This window comes from Nocardioides ungokensis (assembly GCF_013466985.1).
Taxonomy (GTDB): domain Bacteria; phylum Actinomycetota; class Actinomycetes; order Propionibacteriales; family Nocardioidaceae; genus Nocardioides; species Nocardioides ungokensis.
Map to the genome: position 1 here is coordinate 2848151 of NZ_CP059164.1, position 15302 is coordinate 2863452.

At 71.8% G+C, this 15302-nt stretch carries 14 protein-coding genes and 1 pseudogene; 7 read left to right on the forward strand and 8 right to left on the reverse strand.

All coding sequences use genetic code 11. The features are described from left to right. The first annotated feature begins 4 nt into the window (after positions 1 to 4). From H0S67_RS14055 to H0S67_RS14065, 3 genes are read left to right on the forward strand one after another with little or no spacing between them, the layout of a single operon-like run. On the forward strand, positions 5 to 709 hold the full coding sequence (locus H0S67_RS14055; protein WP_180933555.1) for an LppX_LprAFG lipoprotein: 705 nt from the start codon (positions 5 to 7) through the stop codon (positions 707 to 709). A 7-nt stretch (positions 710 to 716) separates the two neighbouring features. Beyond that, positions 717 to 2543, forward strand: a complete 1827-nt coding sequence (locus H0S67_RS14060; RefSeq protein ID WP_180933556.1) for an MFS transporter — start codon at positions 717 to 719, stop codon at positions 2541 to 2543. Positions 2544 to 2564: 21 nt separating this feature from the next. Then, the gene (locus tag H0S67_RS14065) at positions 2565 to 3059 is read left to right on the forward strand and encodes a beta-class carbonic anhydrase (RefSeq protein ID WP_180933557.1); all 495 of its coding nucleotides are present in this window, start codon (positions 2565 to 2567) and stop codon (positions 3057 to 3059) included. A gap of 12 nt (positions 3060 to 3071) precedes the next feature. Here the strand turns inward: H0S67_RS14065 and H0S67_RS14070 are convergent, their stop codons facing one another. Then, complete coding sequence (locus H0S67_RS14070; protein ID WP_180933558.1) at positions 3072 to 3503, reverse strand: VOC family protein; 432 nt, start codon at positions 3501 to 3503, stop codon at positions 3072 to 3074. 105 nt (positions 3504 to 3608) lie between these two features. Here H0S67_RS14070 and H0S67_RS14075 point away from each other — a divergent pair, with 105 nt between their 5' ends. Next, positions 3609 to 4436, forward strand: a complete 828-nt coding sequence (locus H0S67_RS14075; protein ID WP_219635275.1) for a COG4705 family protein — start codon at positions 3609 to 3611, stop codon at positions 4434 to 4436. Between the two features lie 452 nt (positions 4437 to 4888). Here H0S67_RS14075 and H0S67_RS14080 read toward each other — a convergent pair. Next, positions 4889 to 6972 (reverse strand): annotated as a pseudogene (locus tag H0S67_RS14080) (DNA gyrase/topoisomerase IV subunit B). A 353-nt stretch (positions 6973 to 7325) separates the two neighbouring features. Between H0S67_RS14080 and H0S67_RS14085 the strand changes: the two are divergent. From H0S67_RS14085 to H0S67_RS14100, 3 genes are all read left to right on the forward strand, one after another. Then, on the forward strand, positions 7326 to 7580 hold the full coding sequence (locus H0S67_RS14085; protein ID WP_219635276.1) for a DUF7455 domain-containing protein: 255 nt from the start codon (positions 7326 to 7328) through the stop codon (positions 7578 to 7580). A gap of 130 nt (positions 7581 to 7710) precedes the next feature. Beyond that, complete coding sequence (locus tag H0S67_RS25395) at positions 7711 to 9060, forward strand: DUF456 domain-containing protein (RefSeq protein ID WP_246354741.1); 1350 nt, start codon at positions 7711 to 7713, stop codon at positions 9058 to 9060. Positions 9061 to 9126: 66 nt separating this feature from the next. Next, complete coding sequence (locus tag H0S67_RS14100) at positions 9127 to 9516, forward strand: LapA family protein (protein WP_180933559.1); 390 nt, start codon at positions 9127 to 9129, stop codon at positions 9514 to 9516. 45 nt (positions 9517 to 9561) lie between these two features. Here the strand turns inward: H0S67_RS14100 and egtD are convergent, their stop codons facing one another. The 6 genes from egtD to H0S67_RS14130 all read right to left on the reverse strand — a co-directional run bounded on the left by egtD (position 9562) and on the right by H0S67_RS14130 (position 15214). Then, the gene (egtD, locus tag H0S67_RS14105; protein WP_180933560.1) at positions 9562 to 10533 is read right to left on the reverse strand and encodes an L-histidine N(alpha)-methyltransferase; all 972 of its coding nucleotides are present in this window, start codon (positions 10531 to 10533) and stop codon (positions 9562 to 9564) included. Next, positions 10534 to 10938 (reverse strand): class II glutamine amidotransferase domain-containing protein, encoded by a 405-nt coding sequence (locus tag H0S67_RS23700; protein WP_219635277.1) that lies wholly within the window; start codon positions 10936 to 10938, stop codon positions 10534 to 10536. Between the two features lie 279 nt (positions 10939 to 11217). After that, the gene (egtB, locus tag H0S67_RS14115) at positions 11218 to 12483 is read right to left on the reverse strand and encodes an ergothioneine biosynthesis protein EgtB (RefSeq protein ID WP_180933561.1); all 1266 of its coding nucleotides are present in this window, start codon (positions 12481 to 12483) and stop codon (positions 11218 to 11220) included. After that, entirely contained in the window at positions 12476 to 13738 is a 1263-nt protein-coding gene (egtA, locus tag H0S67_RS14120; protein WP_180933562.1) for an ergothioneine biosynthesis glutamate--cysteine ligase EgtA, read from the reverse strand. The genes egtB and egtA overlap by 8 nt, the downstream gene beginning before the upstream one ends. A gap of 247 nt (positions 13739 to 13985) precedes the next feature. Further along, the gene (locus H0S67_RS14125) at positions 13986 to 14300 is read right to left on the reverse strand and encodes a hypothetical protein (protein ID WP_180933563.1); all 315 of its coding nucleotides are present in this window, start codon (positions 14298 to 14300) and stop codon (positions 13986 to 13988) included. Positions 14301 to 14677: 377 nt separating this feature from the next. After that, positions 14678 to 15214, reverse strand: a complete 537-nt coding sequence (locus H0S67_RS14130; RefSeq protein ID WP_180933564.1) for a hypothetical protein — start codon at positions 15212 to 15214, stop codon at positions 14678 to 14680. Positions 15215 to 15302: the final 88 nt, after the last annotated feature.

The following is a 15302-nucleotide window of genomic DNA, read 5'->3' on the forward strand; positions in this document are numbered from 1 at the left end:
GCGCATGCAGCTCCGTCGTCCCGCCGCGCTCCTGGCCGCCCTGCTGGCCACGGTTGCGTTGAGCGCGTGCACCAACGCCAGCTCCTCGTCCGGCTCGACCGAGAAATCGCCCCGCGAGGTGCTGGCTGCGGCGAAGAAGACCCTCGACGGGACCAGCGGGGTCTCCCTCGCGCTCACCACCGACAACCTGCCCTCCGGGGTCACCGGCGTGGAGCGGGCCGAGGGGGTCGCCACGCACGACCCGGCGTTCGACGGGAAGATCACCGTGGTGCTCTCGGGCCAGCCGTTCGAGGTGCCCGTGGTCTCGGTCGACGGCAAGGTGCACGTCCAGCTGCCCCTCACGCCCGGCTGGCAGGAGATCGACCCCGCGGACTACGGCGCCCCGGACCCGGCCCAGCTGATGAGCCCCGACCAGGGGTTCTCCTCGCTGCTCACCGCCACGACCGGGGTCGAGAAGGGCGACAGCGTGCGGGGCGGCACGAACAACAGCGAGGTCCTCACCGAGTACACCGGCACCGTCGCCGGTGACGTGGTCAAGAACGTCATCCCCACCGCCTCGGGCAACTTCGACGCGACGTACACCGTCAGCGACAGCGGCCAGCTGCGCAAGGCCGACCTGACCGGGGTGTTCTACAAGAACTCCCCCTCGATGACCTACAGCGTCACCTTCGACGACTACGGCACCCAGAAGACGATCACCGCGCCGTGACGCGCCCATGACCGGCCGGCCGCGGCTGCTGCTGGGGCTGGCAGCGATCGCCGTCGCCTTCGCGGCCGCCGACACCTACGTGGTGGTGCTCGCGCTGCCGGACATGATGAACAGCGTCGGCATCCCGATCGACCAGCTCCAACGGGCCGCGCCGATCGTCTCCGGCTTCCTGCTGGGGTACGTCGCCATGCTGCCCCTGATCGGGCGGATCGCCGACCTGCGCGGCCGGGTGCCGGTGCTCGTGGCCGCCCTGGTGCTCTTCGCGTTCGGCTCCCTGGTGACCACCCTCGCCTACGACATGCCCTCCCTGGTCGGCGGCCGGTTCCTCCAGGGGGTCGGCGGCGGCGGCCTGGTCCCGGCGACCCTGGCCCTGGTCGCCGACCTCTACCCCGCCGACCGGCGCGGGGTCCCGCTCGGCGTGGTCTCTGCCGTCCAGGAGCTCGGCAGCGTGCTGGGGCCGCTCTTCGGCGCCGTCGTGCTCGCGCTCGCCGACTGGCGCGCGATCTTCCTGATCAACCTCGCCGTAGGACTGGTCCTCGCCGCAGCCATCCGCGCCGCCGCCGGAGCCTCAGCGGTCGAGGTGCGAGTCGAGGACCTCCCGGCTGTTGAGGTGCGAGCCGAGGACCTCCCGTCGGTTGAGGTGCGTGCGAAGCGAGCCTCGAAACCCCGCAGACCGCGAGCAGACCTCGTCGGCGCCGTGCTCCTCCTCCTCACGCTGGCCACCGGCGTGCTCGTATTCGTGCGCCCGACCCCGATCATGCGCGACCTGACGTGGGGGCAGATCTTCATCCCGTTCGTCGGCGACGGGCGCTGGCTGACCCCGGTCGGCGTCGTGGCGATGGCGGCGGCGTTGCTGTTCCTGGTGCGGTGCGCAACCGCCGCACGGCCGCTGGTCGACCTGCCCGCCTGGGTGCGGACCGCCCGCGAGGCGGACCTGGTGGGTGCGCTGTTCCTCGCGGTCGCGCTGGCCGGGGTGATCCTGGCGTTCGCGACCGCCGACCCCAAGGTCCAGGTCTTCTCCGACCAGGGCGCGTGGTACCTCCTCGGCTCGGCGCTCGCGACGGTCGCGTTCGTCCTGCACCTGCGCCGCTCCGAGTCGCCGCTGGTGCCGGCCGGCGCCCTGCGGCGTACCCCCGCCTGGGGGGCGATGCTGGTGAGCTTCTTCGTCGGCGCCGCCCTGATCGCGGCGCTGATCGACATCCCGATCTTCGCGCGCACCACCGTCTACCCCGACTCGCAGCTGCTGGCCGCACTGGTGCTGGTCCGCTTCCTGGTCGCGCTGCCGGTCGGCGCGGTCATCGGCGGCTACCTCACCCGCAGCGTCGACGCCGGCGTGGTCGCGGCCATGGGCATGGCGCTCGCAGCTCTCGGGTTCGTCCTGATGAGCCGGTGGGGGCTGACCAGCCTCGACGACCTGTCGGCCAACGTCCCGCTGCTCCTCGGTGGCCTCGGCTTCGGGCTGGCGCTCGCTCCGGTGAACGCTGCCGTCCTCGCCAGCACCGGCGACCGCGTCCACGGGCTCGCGAGCGCGCTGGTGGTCGTGGCGCGGATGGTCGGCATGCTGGTCGGGATCTCCGCGCTCACCACGATCGGCCTGCGTCGCTACTACGCCGAGCAGGCCGACCTGCCGTCGGCGCGCGAGGTCTGCGGCAGCAGCACCCGGTGCGACGAGTTCACCAACCTGCTGCGGGTGGCAGGCATCTCGCAGGAGCACACCGTCTTCGCCGGCGCCGCGGTCTGCGCGGTGGTCGCCGCGGTGCTGGCCCTGGTGCTCTTCCGCGGCGCAGCCACCCGGGCCGTGGGCGCCCGCGAGATGCTGCGCGCGGCCGGATGAGAGTCCGATAGCGTCGGACTCGTGGACGACTTCGACGACCTTCTCTCTGCCAACAAGGACTTCGCCGCGAACTTCACGCTCGGCGGCTTCGACGGCGTGGCCCACGCGGGCGTCGCCATCGTGACCTGCATGGACTCCCGCATCGACCCACTGCGGATGGTGGGCCTGAGCGCCGGCGACGCCAAGATCTTCCGCAACCCCGGTGGTCGCGTCACCGACGCCGCGCTGGAGGCGCTGGTCCTCGGGGCGCACCTGCTCAACGTGTCCCGGATCATGGTGGTCCCCCACACCCGCTGCGCGATGGCCTCCAACACCGAGGCCGAGCTCCACGAGCGGGTCGGGCAGTCAGCCGGGCAGGACGCCTCCTGGCAGGCCTTCCACGTCGTCGAGGACCAGGTCGCCGCCCTCGAGGAGGACGTCCGCCGGGTCCGCTCGCACCCGCTCATCCCGGAGTCGGTGCTCGTCGGCGGCTTCCTCTACGACGTCGACAGCGGGCTGCTGGAGCAGCACTTCTAGGCCCGGACCGCCTCAGCCGGGCGCGACGAAGATGCAGAAGCGGTGGCCGGCCGGGTCGGCGTACACGCGCAGCGGCTCGTGCGGGTCGTCGCTGCGGTCCAGGACCAGCCGGGCTCCGAGCGCCAGGGCCCGCTGGTGCTGCGCGTCCAGCTCGGCGCGGCTGGTCACGGTGAGGTCCAGGTGCATCTGCTGGGGTACGCCGGGCTCCGGCCAGGTCGTCTCCACGTGGTCCTCGGCCTGCTGGAACGCCAGCCCCCGCTCCCCCGAGGGCCGGAGCAGCACCAGCCAGTCCTCGTCCTGCGCGGCCGGGTCGTCCTCGCGCGGCTCGTCGCCGGCGCGATAGGTGAAGCCCAGCAGCTTGCGGTAGAACTCCGCGAGCGCGCGGGGGTAGGGGCAGTCCAGCACGGGCTGCAGCAGTCGCGGGACGTCGTTGACGATGCCCATGCCCGCGACGCTAGCAGCGGCCGGGCCGAGGGCGTGACGGACGTCATGCCGGCGTGGGCCCGCTCGTCAGGTCTCTGTCAGAACTGGCCACCTAACGTCCATCGGGTGACTTCCTCCTCCACCGACTCCCTGTCCCCGACCGCTCAGTCCCCGACCGCGTCGGTCGACTCCGGCCGGCGCCAGCCGATCGCGGCGAAGGTCCCCGAGATCACCGCCCTGTTCTGGGTGATCAAGATCCTCACCACCGGCATGGGTGAGGCGGCCTCCGACGGCCTGGGAGAGGCCAGCCTGGTGCTCGGCGGGGTGATCGGCGTCGGGGGCTTCTTCCTGGCGCTGTGGCTGCAGCTGCGCAGCGACCGCTACCACGCCCCGACGTACTGGTTCTGCGTCTCGATGGTCGCTGTGTTCGGCACGATCATGGCCGACATCCTCCACGTCGCGACCGGGCTGTCGTACTACATCACCTCGGCGTTCTACGCCGTCGTCGTCGGCGTGCTCTTCACCCGCTGGCACCGCTCGGAGGGCACCCTGTCGATCCACCACATCGACACCCGCCGCCGCGAGCGCTTCTACTGGGCGACCGTGCTGGCCACCTTCGCGCTCGGCACCGCCGTCGGCGACCTGACCGGCCTGACGATGAACCTCGGCTTCCTGCCGTCCGGCTTCCTGTTCCTCGCGGCCATCCTGGTGCCGCTGGTGGCGTGGCGGCTCGGCGTCAACGGGACCCTGTGCTTCTGGGCGGCCTACGTCCTCACCCGTCCGCTGGGCGCGTCGTTCGCCGACTGGATCGGCAAGGACCACGCGATCGGCGGCGGACTCGGGTTCGGCGACCTGCGCCTGACCGGCCTCCTGATCGTGGCGATCGCCGCGCTGGTGACGTGGGCCCACCGCTCGGGTCACGACATCCAGAAGCCGATCCCGGTCGACGCCTGACCGCCAGGGTGGCGGTGGCCCAGCCACCGAAACCACGCCCGAAACGGTGGCAAGCTCACCGCGACCTCGATCTGGGGTCGGGGCCGCGCACCGATTGGTCACCAACCGCATCTCCAGCGGACGAAACGTGCGGTTGGTGACCAATCCGCACCTCCCCCACCCGTCAGCCGGCCGACGGCCCTGGCCGCAGCACACCCCATCCGCCGATTGGTCAGGAACCGCACGCCAGACGGCCTGAAACGTGCGGTTGGTGACCAATCCGCACCTCCCGCACCCGGCAGCCGGCCCACGACGACCTCGCCTGCACAGCTGCGAACGGCCTCAACCGCCCGGCTCGCGAGCCGGCCGACGACCCCTGCCCCGCGCATCCGCCGAATGGTCACCAACTGCACGGCAGACAGCCCGAGACGTGCGGTTGGTGACCAATCCGCACGCCCGGACAGACCGGCAGCTCAGGCGTCGAGCGCCTCGACGTCCACCTCGTAGGCCCCCTGCACGATGAACTCCTTGCGCGGAGCGACCTCCGAGCCCATCAGCAGCTCGAAGACGGTCGCGGCCTGGTCGGCGTCGTCGACGGTGATCCGCCGCAGGGTCCGGTGCCGCGGGTCCATGGTGGTCTCGGCCAGCTGGTTGGCGTCCATCTCACCGAGGCCCTTGTAGCGCTGGACCGGGTCCTTCCACCGGACGTTCCGCTTCTTCAGCTCGGCGAGCTTCCGCTGCAGCTCGTCGTCGGAGTAGGTATAGACGTACTTGTCCATCCCCTTCTTGGGGTTGGAGAGCTCGATGCGGTGCAGGGGCGGCACCGCGGAGAAGACCCGGCCCTCGCGGATCAGGTCGGGCATGTACTTGAAGAAGAGGGTCGCGAGCAGGCAGCGGATGTGGGCACCGTCGGAGTCCGCGTCGGCCATGAAGATGATCCGGCCGTAGCGGGCGGCGTCGAGGTCGAAGGTCCGGCCCGAGCCCGCACCGACCACCTGGATGATCGAGGCGCACTCGGCGTTCTTGAGCATGTCGCCGACCGAGGCCTTCTGGACGTTGAGGATCTTGCCGCGGATGGGCAGCAGCGCCTGGAACTCGGAGTTGCGTGCCAGCTTGGCGGTGCCGAGCGCCGAGTCGCCCTCGACGATGAAGAGCTCGGTGCGCTCGTTGTCGGTGGCCCGGCAGTCGGCCAGCTTGGAGGGCAGCGCCGAGGACTCCAGCGCGTTCTTGCGGCGCTGGGTCTCCTTGTGCTGCCGCGCCGCGATCCGGGTCTTCGAGGCCCCGACGACCTTTTCCATGACGAGCTTGGCCTGGGCCTTCTCCAGGCGCTTGGTCGAGGTCAGGAACTTCTTCAGCTCCGCGGAGACGACCTTGCGTACGGCGGTGCGCACCGCCGGCGTGCCGAGGATCTCCTTGGTCTGCCCTCGAACTGCGGCTCGGCCAGGCGCACCGTCACGACCGCGGTCATGCCCTCGAGGACGTCGTCCTTGAGCACGTCGGCGTCGTTGACCTTGAGCGCCTTGGTCGAGCGCATCACGTCGTTGAAGGTCTTGGTCACCGCCTGCTCGAAGCCGCTGACGTGGGTGCCGCCCTTCGGGGTCGCGATGACGTTGACGAACGAGCGCAGCTCGGTGTCGTAGCCGGTCCCCCACCGCACGGCGACGTCGACGCCGAGCTCGCGCTCGACCTCCTGCGGGGTCATGTGCCCCTTGTCGTCGAGCAGCGGGACGGTCTCGGTGAAGGTGTCGGAACCCTGGAGCCGCAGGATGTCGGTGACGGCCTCGTCGTGGGCGAGGAACTCCGCGAACTCCGCGATCCCGCCGTCGTGGCGGAACTTCTCCTCCACCAGCTGGTCGCCCCGCAGGTCGCGGATGACCAGCTCGAGGCCGGGCACGATGAACGAGGTCTGCCGGGCGCGCCCGAGCAGGCCCTCGAACTCGAAGGTCGCGTCCTTGGTGAAGATCTGGCGGTCCGGCCAGAACCGGATCCGGGTGCCGCTGCGACCCTTGGCCACCCGGCTGCCCTTGCGGGTGAGCCCCGATCTGGGCTCGAACGCCGCGTCGGGGGCGTCGTCGGCGAAGACGCCCGGCACGCCGCGGCGGAAGGACAGGCCCTGCTGCGCAGGCGAGCGGTCCACGTCGATGTCCATGCGCGCCGACAGCGCGTTGACGACCGACAGGCCGACGCCGTGCAGGCCGCCGGTGGCGACGTACGAGCCGCCGCCGAACTTGCCCCCGGCGTGCAGCTTGGTCGCGACCACCTCGACGCCCGGCAGCCCGGTCTTGGGCTCCTTGTCGGTCGGGATGCCGCGGCCGTCGTCGTGCACCTCGGCGGAGCCGTCGGCGTGGAGGGTCACCTCGACCCGGTGGGCGGCCCCCGCGAGGGCCTCGTCCACACCGTTGTCGATGATCTCCCACAGGCAGTGCATCAGGCCGCGGGTGTCCGTGGACCCGATGTACATGCCGGGTCGCTTCCGGACCGCCTCGAGGCCCTCGAGGACCAGGAGGTGGGCGGCGTTGTACGTGTTGTCGATCGTCGGCTCCCAGCGTGCGCAAATCCGGTGTCCGTGCGGGGCCGAATCTACCTGCGACACGCCGGACGCCGCACAAGGCTCGCCTGCCGACCGGCAACTGGGGTCGGGGGCTACCGTGGGCTCCACGACAGCTTCACAGCACCACCGTGGGGGACGTCACGATGTGGACACGATCGGGTATATCGATCGGCGTTCTGCAACCGGACACCCCGTACGGGCGTCACACTCGAAAGGGCTAGACAACTTCCTCCCCAATATTGGGATCCCGATGTGTGGGAACCGTAGGGGCGGGGAAGACCCACCATGATTGGATTGCGTGTCCGGTCACACGGGGGACGGGAATCTTTGATACCCGCCACTACGTTGAGCAAGACACGATGACCAGAAATGAGGCCGATGTGACCACTGCAGTTGCCCCTAGTTCCGCCGCCCTCACGGCCGCGGATCGCTGCGACCGTTGCGGAGCCCAGGCCTACCTTCGCGTGGAGCTCCAGACCGGCGGCGAGCTTCTCTTCTGCGCACACCACGCCCGCGAGCACGGCGACAAGCTTCGTCAGATCGCTGCGAACGTGCAGGACGAGACCCACAAGCTCGCCAACACGCCGAGCACCGCGCCTGAGCCCGAGCTCTGACCGACCCGCAACCCACCAGTCGTCCCGACGGCCCCGGACCGCAAGGTCCGGGGCCGTCGGCATTTGCTGACTGTCCGGGCTGACTGGCCGGGCTGACTGGCCGGGCGGGTGCTGTGGGAGGGTGTGCCGCGTGAGTCCGCTCGAGCTCTGCCTCGCACTGGTCGTGGTGGTGGGTCTCGTCGGCGTGCTGGTGCCCGTCCTGCCGGGCTCGGTGCTGGTCCTCGGGTCCGTCTTCGTGTGGACGCTCGCCGAGGGCGGGGCCACCGCGTGGACCGTCCTGGTCGTCGCCACTCTCTTCATCGCCGCCGGGACGGTGGTGAAGTACGTCGTCCCCGGCCGTCGGCTCCAGCAGGCCGGGGTCCCGACCTCGACCCAGTGGTGGGGCGCCCTGGGGGCCTTCGCGGGCTTCTTCGTGGTGCCGGTCGTGGGACTGTTCCTCGGCTTCGTCGCGGGCGTGTACGCCGCCGAGCGCCAACGTGTCGGCCACGACTCCGCCTGGCCGTCCACGCTCGCGGCCCTGCGCGCCGCCGGCCTCAGCATCCTGATCGAGCTCGTCGCGGCGATCCTGGCGGCCACCACCTGGGTGGGGGGGTGGCGATCACGTGATCGTGCCCGCTGCACGGCGGTCGCGAGCGGGAGATCCCACCTGATGGCCGTGCTCCTCTCCCTCCTGGCCGCGGCGTCGTACGGCCTGGCCGACTTCGTGGGCGGCGTCACCTCCCGGCGGGTCAGTCCGTGGTCGGTCGCGCTGGTCGCACAGGTCGGCGGCGCCACCCTCGTCTTCCTGCTCACGCTCGTGGTGCCCGGGTCCCCCACGCGTGCCGACCTCGCGTGGAGCCTCGTGGCCGGGCTGGGCAACGGCTTCGGCACGGCGTTCCTCTACCGCGGCCTCTCCTCGGGCCGGATGGGCGTGGTGGCGCCGGTCTCCGGCGTGGGGGCCGCCGTGGTGCCGGTGGCGGTCGGCGTGCTCACGGGCGAGCGCCCCGACACCCTGGTCTGGCTCGGCATCCTGATCGCCCTCCCGGCGATCTGGCTGGTCGCACGGGAGCCCGCCACCGGCCCGACGCGGCTGGGTGCGGGGCTCCTCGACGGCGTGCTCGCCGGGCTGGGCTTCGGGACGCTCTTCGCCGCGCTCGCCCAGATCCCCAAGGAGGCCGGCTTCCTGCCCCTGGCGCTGAACCAGGTGGTGGCGGGCGTCGCCATCGTCGCCGTGGCGACCGCGCTCCGGTCGCCGTGGCTGCCGCGCGAGCCGCGCGCCCTGGGCGGGGTGGTCAGCGGCGCCCTCGGAGCCCTGGCCACGGGTGCGTTCCTGGTCGCGACCCACGGCGGCTACCTGACGGTGACCGCAGTGATCGCCTCGCTCTACCCGGCCTTCACAGTGATGCTCGCGGCCTTCGTCCTGCGCGAGCACGTGCATCGCGCGCAGGCGATCGGGCTCGGCCTGTGCGCGGTGGCCGTCACGCTCGTCGCCGCCGGGTGACCGGGCGTGAGGTGGCAACAGTCTCGGCCGAGGTTGCGATCACGCTCGCTCGGGTACACATGAGGCATGAGCAACGACTCCCCCACTCCCGTCACGCCGCCCGACCGGGCCGCTGAGGACACGCGCCCGGACACCCGCCCGGACAACCGGGAGGCCCCGACCGAGCCGGCCCCGGCCTCGGCGAGCAGGGACACCAAGGACCCGCTGCGCGGCTCGCGCACCAGCGGCATCTGGGTGGCGGTGGTCGGCCTCGGCCTGGTGCTCCTGCTGCTGGTCGTCTTCATCGCGCAGAACACCCAGAGCGTCAGCGTCTCGTTCCTCGGCTGGAGCGGCCAGACGCCCCTGGCAGTCGCCCTGCTGATCGCCACCGCCGCCGGGCTCTTCCTGGCCGCGGTCGCCGGCAGCCTGCGGATCCTGCAGCTGCGGCGGCGGGTCCGCCGGGAGGCCAGGCACTGAGGCCCACGCTGGACCCACGCTGGAGCCCACTCTGGGGCCCGGGCCTCACACCGGCGTCGAGAGCGACAGCGCGAAGTCTCCGGCGGCGTCGGTCCACAGGTCGGTGACCCGTAGCCCGGCCCGGGCCAGCTCACGGGTGATCGATTCCGGCCGGAACTTGGCCGAGATCTCGGTGCGGATCTCCTCGCCCTCCTCGAGATCGACCACGAGCGAGATCGCCCGGACGTGCACCCGCTGGCGGGTCCGCGAGCGCAGCCGCATCTCGATCCACTCGTGCTCCGCGTCCCACACCGCCACGTGCTCGAACGCGTCCGGGTCGAAGTCGGCGTCCAGCTCGCGGTCGAGCACCGCCAGCACGTTGCGGTTGAAGGCCGCGGTCACGCCTCGGGAGTCGGCGTACGCCGCGACCAGCCGGGCCGGGGACTTCACCAGGTCCGTGCCGAGCAGGAAGTGGTCCCCGGCGGACAGCGTGCCGCGCACCGCGGCCAGGAAGGCCGTGCGCTGGGCCGGCTCGAAGTTGCCGATCGTCGAGCCGAGGAACGCCAGCAGGCGGCGCGGTCCGGCGGGCAGCTCGCCGAGGTGGCGTTCGAAGTCGCCCACGACCGGCGCCACCGCCAGGCCCGGGAACTCCCCGGCCACCGCCCTGCTGGCCTCCTGGAGCACCGCCGGGTCGACGTCGAAGGGGACGAAGCGGTTCAGCGTGCCGTGGTCGCGCAGCGCCCTCAGCAGCAGGCGGGTCTTCTCCGACGTCCCGCTCCCGAGCTCGATCAGCGTCTCCGCGGCGGTCACCGACGCGATCTCCCCGACCCGGGCGTCGAGGATCTCGCGCTCGGCCCGGGTCGGGTAGTACTCGGGGAGCCGGGTGATCTCGTCGAAGAGCTCACTGCCGCGGGCGTCGTAGAAGTACTTGGGTGGCAGCGTGCGCGGCCTGCTGCCCAGGCCCGCGCGGACGTCCTCGGCCATCTGTTCGGCGAGGCTCTCCGGAGCGAGGTGCACGGCCAGGTCCGATAGTGGCATTCAGCCCTCCAGGGCGGTCCGGGTGACCCCGTCCGGGGTCACCTCCAGCAGGTGACGGTCGGGGACGTCGACCCAGCGGGGGTCGTCGTCCCAGGGCTCGCTGGCCACGACGACGCCGTCGGCGTCCTCGAGGTAGCTGAGCGGATCCCCCCAGGTGACGGCGAGGATCCGGCTCCCGTCGGTCAGGAGCAGGTTGAGGGAGGCGGCGGGATCGAGCCGGGCCACCTCGCACACCGTCGGGGCGAGCGCGCCCACCCCGGCGGCGAAGACGTGCGCGGCCAGCACCGCCGAGTCGCAGACCGACTCGGCGTCGCCGCGGGCGGGAAGCACCGAGCGGTCCACCCGGCCGTTGTGCGAGAGCAGCCACTGCCCGTCGGTGAACGGCGCCGCGGCGCTCTCGTCCATCGGCATCCCTCGGTGGCAGAGCGCACCGCGGCCAGCACCGCGCCGGAGGCGAGCACGGGGGCGACCGAGACGAACGAGGCGTCCCCCCACAGCGGGCGAGCGGAGCGCCAGCGGACCGGCTCGGGCCGCCCGTCGGCGAAGAACCCGACTCCCCAGCCGTCAGCGTTGAGCAGCCCGCGGCTCTGCCGACGCGGCGCGTAGGACTGGCGCAGCAGGCCGTGGGAGGGCTCGAGGACCAGCGACGCGAGCGTGCGTGGCTCTCCCAGCCACGCCAGGTGCCTACACAACGTCCCACGCCAATCGCAGCCCGGAGAAGATCTGCCGGCGGATCGGGAGGTCCCAGTTGCGGAACGAGGGCCGGATCGAGGCGCCGCCCACCGCCCAGGACCCGCCCCGGAGCACCCGGTAGTCCCCGCCGAAGAACGGCTCGCTGTAGTCGGCGTACAGCATCGGCGCGAAGCCCGGCCAGGGCTCGAAGCCCGAGGAGGTCCACTCCCAGACGTCACCGATCGTCTGCTCCACGCCGTACGCCGAGGCGCCGGCCGCGTAGGCCCCGACCGGGGCCGGGCGCAGTGCCTCGCCGCCGAGGTTGGCCACGGCGGGCGTCCAGTCGGAGTCGCCCCACGGCCACCTCCGACGTCGTCCCGTGGCCGGGTCCCAGGCGCAGGCCTTCTCCCACTCCTGCTCGGTCGGCAGGCGGGCGCCGGCCCAGGCCGCGTAGGCCTCGGCCTCGAAGAAGCACACGTGCTGGACGGGTTCGTCGGGCGGGATCTCCTCGACGATCCCGAACCGGCGGCGCGACCCGTCGGCCTCCCAGAAGAGCGGCCGCTCCAGACCCGCCTGCAGGCGGTGCGACCAGCCGCGGGGCGACCACCACCGCTCCTCGTCGTAGCCTCCGGCCGCGACGAACTGCTGCCACTGCGCGTTGGTCACCGGGACCCGCCCGATCCGGAACGCGGGCAGGTCGACGGTGTGCGCCGGCCGTTCGTTGTCCAGCGACCACGGCTCCCGGTCGCCGTCGACGCCCAGCGTGAACGCCCCGGCCGGAACGAGCACCGAGTCGGAGGGCACGGGCCGGCCGGGTGGCAGGGGCGCGCCCGCGCCCAGGATGGCCGGCCCCTCGCGGAGCTGGTGGGTCGCGAGCATCGTCTCGACGTGCTGCTGCTCGTGCTGCTCGACCATCACGTAGGGGAAGAGCGTCTCCTCGTCGGCGCGCTCGAGCCCGTCGAGGACCCGCCCCCGGACGTCGGCGATGAACCGCCGGGCCTCGGCCGGGGTCAGCAGCGGCAGGCTCACCCGGGCGGCACGGGGGTGCTCGAACGCGTCGTACAGCTTCTCGACCTGGGCGGACAGCAGCCCCTGCGCGGAGGCGTCGCCGCCGCGCAGCAGCCACAGGTCCTCCTGCTGGCCGATGTGCGCCAGGTCCCACACCAGCGGGCTCATCAGGGCGCTGTGCTGGGTGGTGAGCTCGCGGTCGTCGAACTCGGTCAGGGTCCTCGATCGCAGCCGGGCGGCCTCGAGGCCGCGGGCGACGTCGTCATGCATGTGCTTCCTCCTCGAGAAGGCGCAACGGTCCGTGGGTCCGGGCCCGGGTGCGGAGCTCGTCCCCCGGGGTGCGGCCGGAGGCGACCAGCTCGGCCAGGGCGTCCAGGTCGGGCCTGAGCGTGTCCGGGCACCGGGACGTGGCGACCTCGACGCAGCCGACGACGGCGGTGCGCAGTGCCGGATCGGCCAGTCCGTGGCGGGCGGCGGACTCCCCCGCCCCCGCCACCGACCGGCACAGCTCGCTCGCGCGGTCGGCCGCGACACTGTCGTCGACCAGGGTCACGGTGAGCGCGGCCAGCGCCGGCCACCACCGGTCCGGCAGCGCGTCGAGGCACCGGATCTCCAGGTAGCCACGTGGCCGGACGGGCGGGAACAGCGTGGTCAGGTGGTAGTCGAGGTCGTCGGGGGTCGCCGGGCGGCCGAGCCGGTCGGGCTCGACCAGCCAGCTGGCGAAGCTGCACGGCTGCGTGACCGGTCGGACCTCCTCGGCGTCGCGGACGAGCATCACGGGAGCGTCGAGGGCATACCTCGCCCAGGCCTCGGCCGGACCTCCCTCGGGCAGCGCGCCGGAACGCCGGGGGTCGATCCCCTGCCAGACCTGCTGCCGCATCGAGTGCCAGCCCGAGGCGCGGCCGGAGAGGTACGGCGAGGCCGCGGAGAGGGCGACGAGCACCGGGACGAGCGATCGCACCAGGTCGAGCCGGCCCGCCCAGCCGGCCGCCGGGCCCGCGTCGAGGTTGACCTGCAGGGCAGCCGTCGCGGTCATCATGGAGCGCCCGGGGCCCGCGCAGCCGAGGGCGTCGAAGTGGCGCTCCATCGCGGCGTAGCGCGGGTGCGGGTTGGTCCGGTGGGCCGCGCGGGCCGGGTCGGTGCCAAGACCCGCTGCGCCGTGTCCCTGGCCGGCCAGGGCGCTGCGCAGGACCGCGAGGTCCGTCCGGAGCGCCGCCACGGCCGCCGGGGCACCGGCCACGGGCGGGGTGGACAGCTCGACCTGGCCGCCGGGCTCCATGGTGACGGCGCTCCCGCACGGCATCGGCGGCAGCGACGCGACCAGGTCCAGGACCCGCTGCCACGTCGGGCGGCTTGCGGGACGGCGCAGGTCGACCAGGTGCAGCTCGAGCTCCAGTCCCACGAGCCCCGCGGGGTGGTCATGCAGCGCGGACGCCGTGACGTGCTCCCGGGCGTGGCCCACCGGGTCGAGCCGGTCGAAGGCCACGGCGCGCAGGGAGTCGTGGGCTGCTGACTGAGCGGTCATCCGCCCCCTCCAGGTCCGGACCGGTCGTCCAGCCTGTTCCGGACGACCGCGGGTCGGTGCGGGGGCGGCCCTACTGCGACCGTCCTCGTTGTCGTGCTCCTCCATCCCTATCGCACGACACCGACGATCCCAAGGCCCAAAGTCGGGTGTTCAGCAATCCGTAAGCCGGCGTACGCTCCGCCCACCAAGGGGCCGGGCATGACGAACCGCCCGCCACCTGCGTGGAAGGAGATGGAACCAGCTGCGCCTAGCCGTGCTCCTTGGGCTGGAGCTTTCGGCTGGCCTGCCCGAACCAGTAGCCGACCACAGCTCCGGCGATCCCGGTGATCGGCGCGATGTACTGCGCGAGGTCGGCCGGCGTGGTGCCGGCGAACAGGGCGTAGAACGGGTACGCGACGATGGCGAAGACCACCATCAGGAGCGTGATCCCGCGGATCCACGTCTCGAGGAGCAGTCGATGCTGCTCGCCGTCGGTCTCCAGCTTCCTCACGGCCAGCAGCGTGAGGTCGGGGCTCGGCGGATCAGGTACTGCGCCCAGCGGGCTCGGGTCCGTGTTCGACATCGGTCTTCCCCTTCCGAGAATGGCTCGAGGGTGCCGTGCGACCGACCCACGCCGACAGGGCCGTAAGCCTCGCGCCGGGGACTGTTGGGCCCGGCTCGGACGCGCTCGCGCGACGGGACCGTCGCACACGTGCAGAACCGCCCCCGACCCGCGTGGATGCGGGTCGGGGGCGGTCAGCGGGTCCGGTGCTCAGTCCAGGTAGTCGCGCATTAGGGCCGACTATGCATTGCGCCTTCCCGAGGGAACCGTCAACATCCGAGGTGCGATGTACGGTGGAATATTCTTGACTAGCCATCGTGACGTCGCGAGCGGAAGCAAAGTAGTTGTCTACTGCCGCCGAACAGACTCCGAGACGTGGGAGCAGGCCCCAGGCCCCATCAGTTCCTCAGCATTTTCTGCAGAGCTCGAATCCTCTCGCCGTTCGTCATCCACACGCTGATCGTCTTGAGGGAAAGCAGACCGGGGATGAGCAGAGCGAAGAGAACCATGCCGCCGTTACCCGAGGGATAGTCAGACAACAGGGCCGGCACAACGAAGATCAGGATCGAAACAGCCGACACGACCAGCGTCCACAAGAGCCACGATCTGCGTCCGTTCTCGAGCTGCTCAATCTCGCGCTTGATCTTCCTCTCGAGGATGACATGGTCAGCAACGCCGCCTGCGACGTTGCCAGCGAGTCCCATCACGTTGAACAGCGTGGAGAGGGTCTGAAACATGCAAGCAGTTTGCCACGGGGGCAGAACCGAGCGCGGCGGTTCACGGATAGAGCCCTCCCGAGGTCTGGCCAGCGCATCGTGCGCGGTGCGCAGCGCCCCGTGGTGTTGCACGCTGAGTGCTCGTGTGAGCAGACCGCTTGGTCGCTTCCCATGCCAGATCGCTTCGACCGCGCCCGCCGGTGTCGGCGCGGCGATCACATATGGACTGAACGCGGGGACCCGAAAGTGCGCATCGAGTGCGGCCAGTGTTGCGCCCCGGGCAGTCTCCAAGACCTATAAGCGCGCT

What these genes read in the sequence shown, in the direction of transcription:
- H0S67_RS14055 (WP_180933555.1), top strand. Translation starts at nt 5, where the DNA reads ATGCAGCTCCGTCGTCCCGCCGCGCTCCTGGCCGCCCTGCTGGCCACG.
- H0S67_RS14060 (WP_180933556.1), top strand. Translation starts at nt 717, where the DNA reads ATGACCGGCCGGCCGCGGCTGCTGCTGGGGCTGGCAGCGATCGCCGTC.
- H0S67_RS14070 (WP_180933558.1), bottom strand. Translation starts at nt 3,503, where the DNA reads ATGGGCATCGTCAACGACGTCCCGCGACTGCTGCAGCCCGTGCTGGAC.
- H0S67_RS14085 (WP_219635276.1), top strand. Translation starts at nt 7,326, where the DNA reads ATGACCAGAAATGAGGCCGATGTGACCACTGCAGTTGCCCCTAGTTCC.
- H0S67_RS14100 (WP_180933559.1), top strand. Translation starts at nt 9,127, where the DNA reads ATGAGCAACGACTCCCCCACTCCCGTCACGCCGCCCGACCGGGCCGCT.
- egtD (WP_180933560.1), bottom strand. Translation starts at nt 10,533, where the DNA reads ATGCCACTATCGGACCTGGCCGTGCACCTCGCTCCGGAGAGCCTCGCC.
- H0S67_RS23700 (WP_219635277.1), bottom strand. Translation starts at nt 10,938, where the DNA reads ATGGACGAGAGCGCCGCGGCGCCGTTCACCGACGGGCAGTGGCTGCTC.
- egtB (WP_180933561.1), bottom strand. Translation starts at nt 12,483, where the DNA reads ATGCATGACGACGTCGCCCGCGGCCTCGAGGCCGCCCGGCTGCGATCG.
- egtA (WP_180933562.1), bottom strand. Translation starts at nt 13,738, where the DNA reads ATGACCGCTCAGTCAGCAGCCCACGACTCCCTGCGCGCCGTGGCCTTC.
- H0S67_RS14125 (WP_180933563.1), bottom strand. Translation starts at nt 14,300, where the DNA reads ATGTCGAACACGGACCCGAGCCCGCTGGGCGCAGTACCTGATCCGCCG.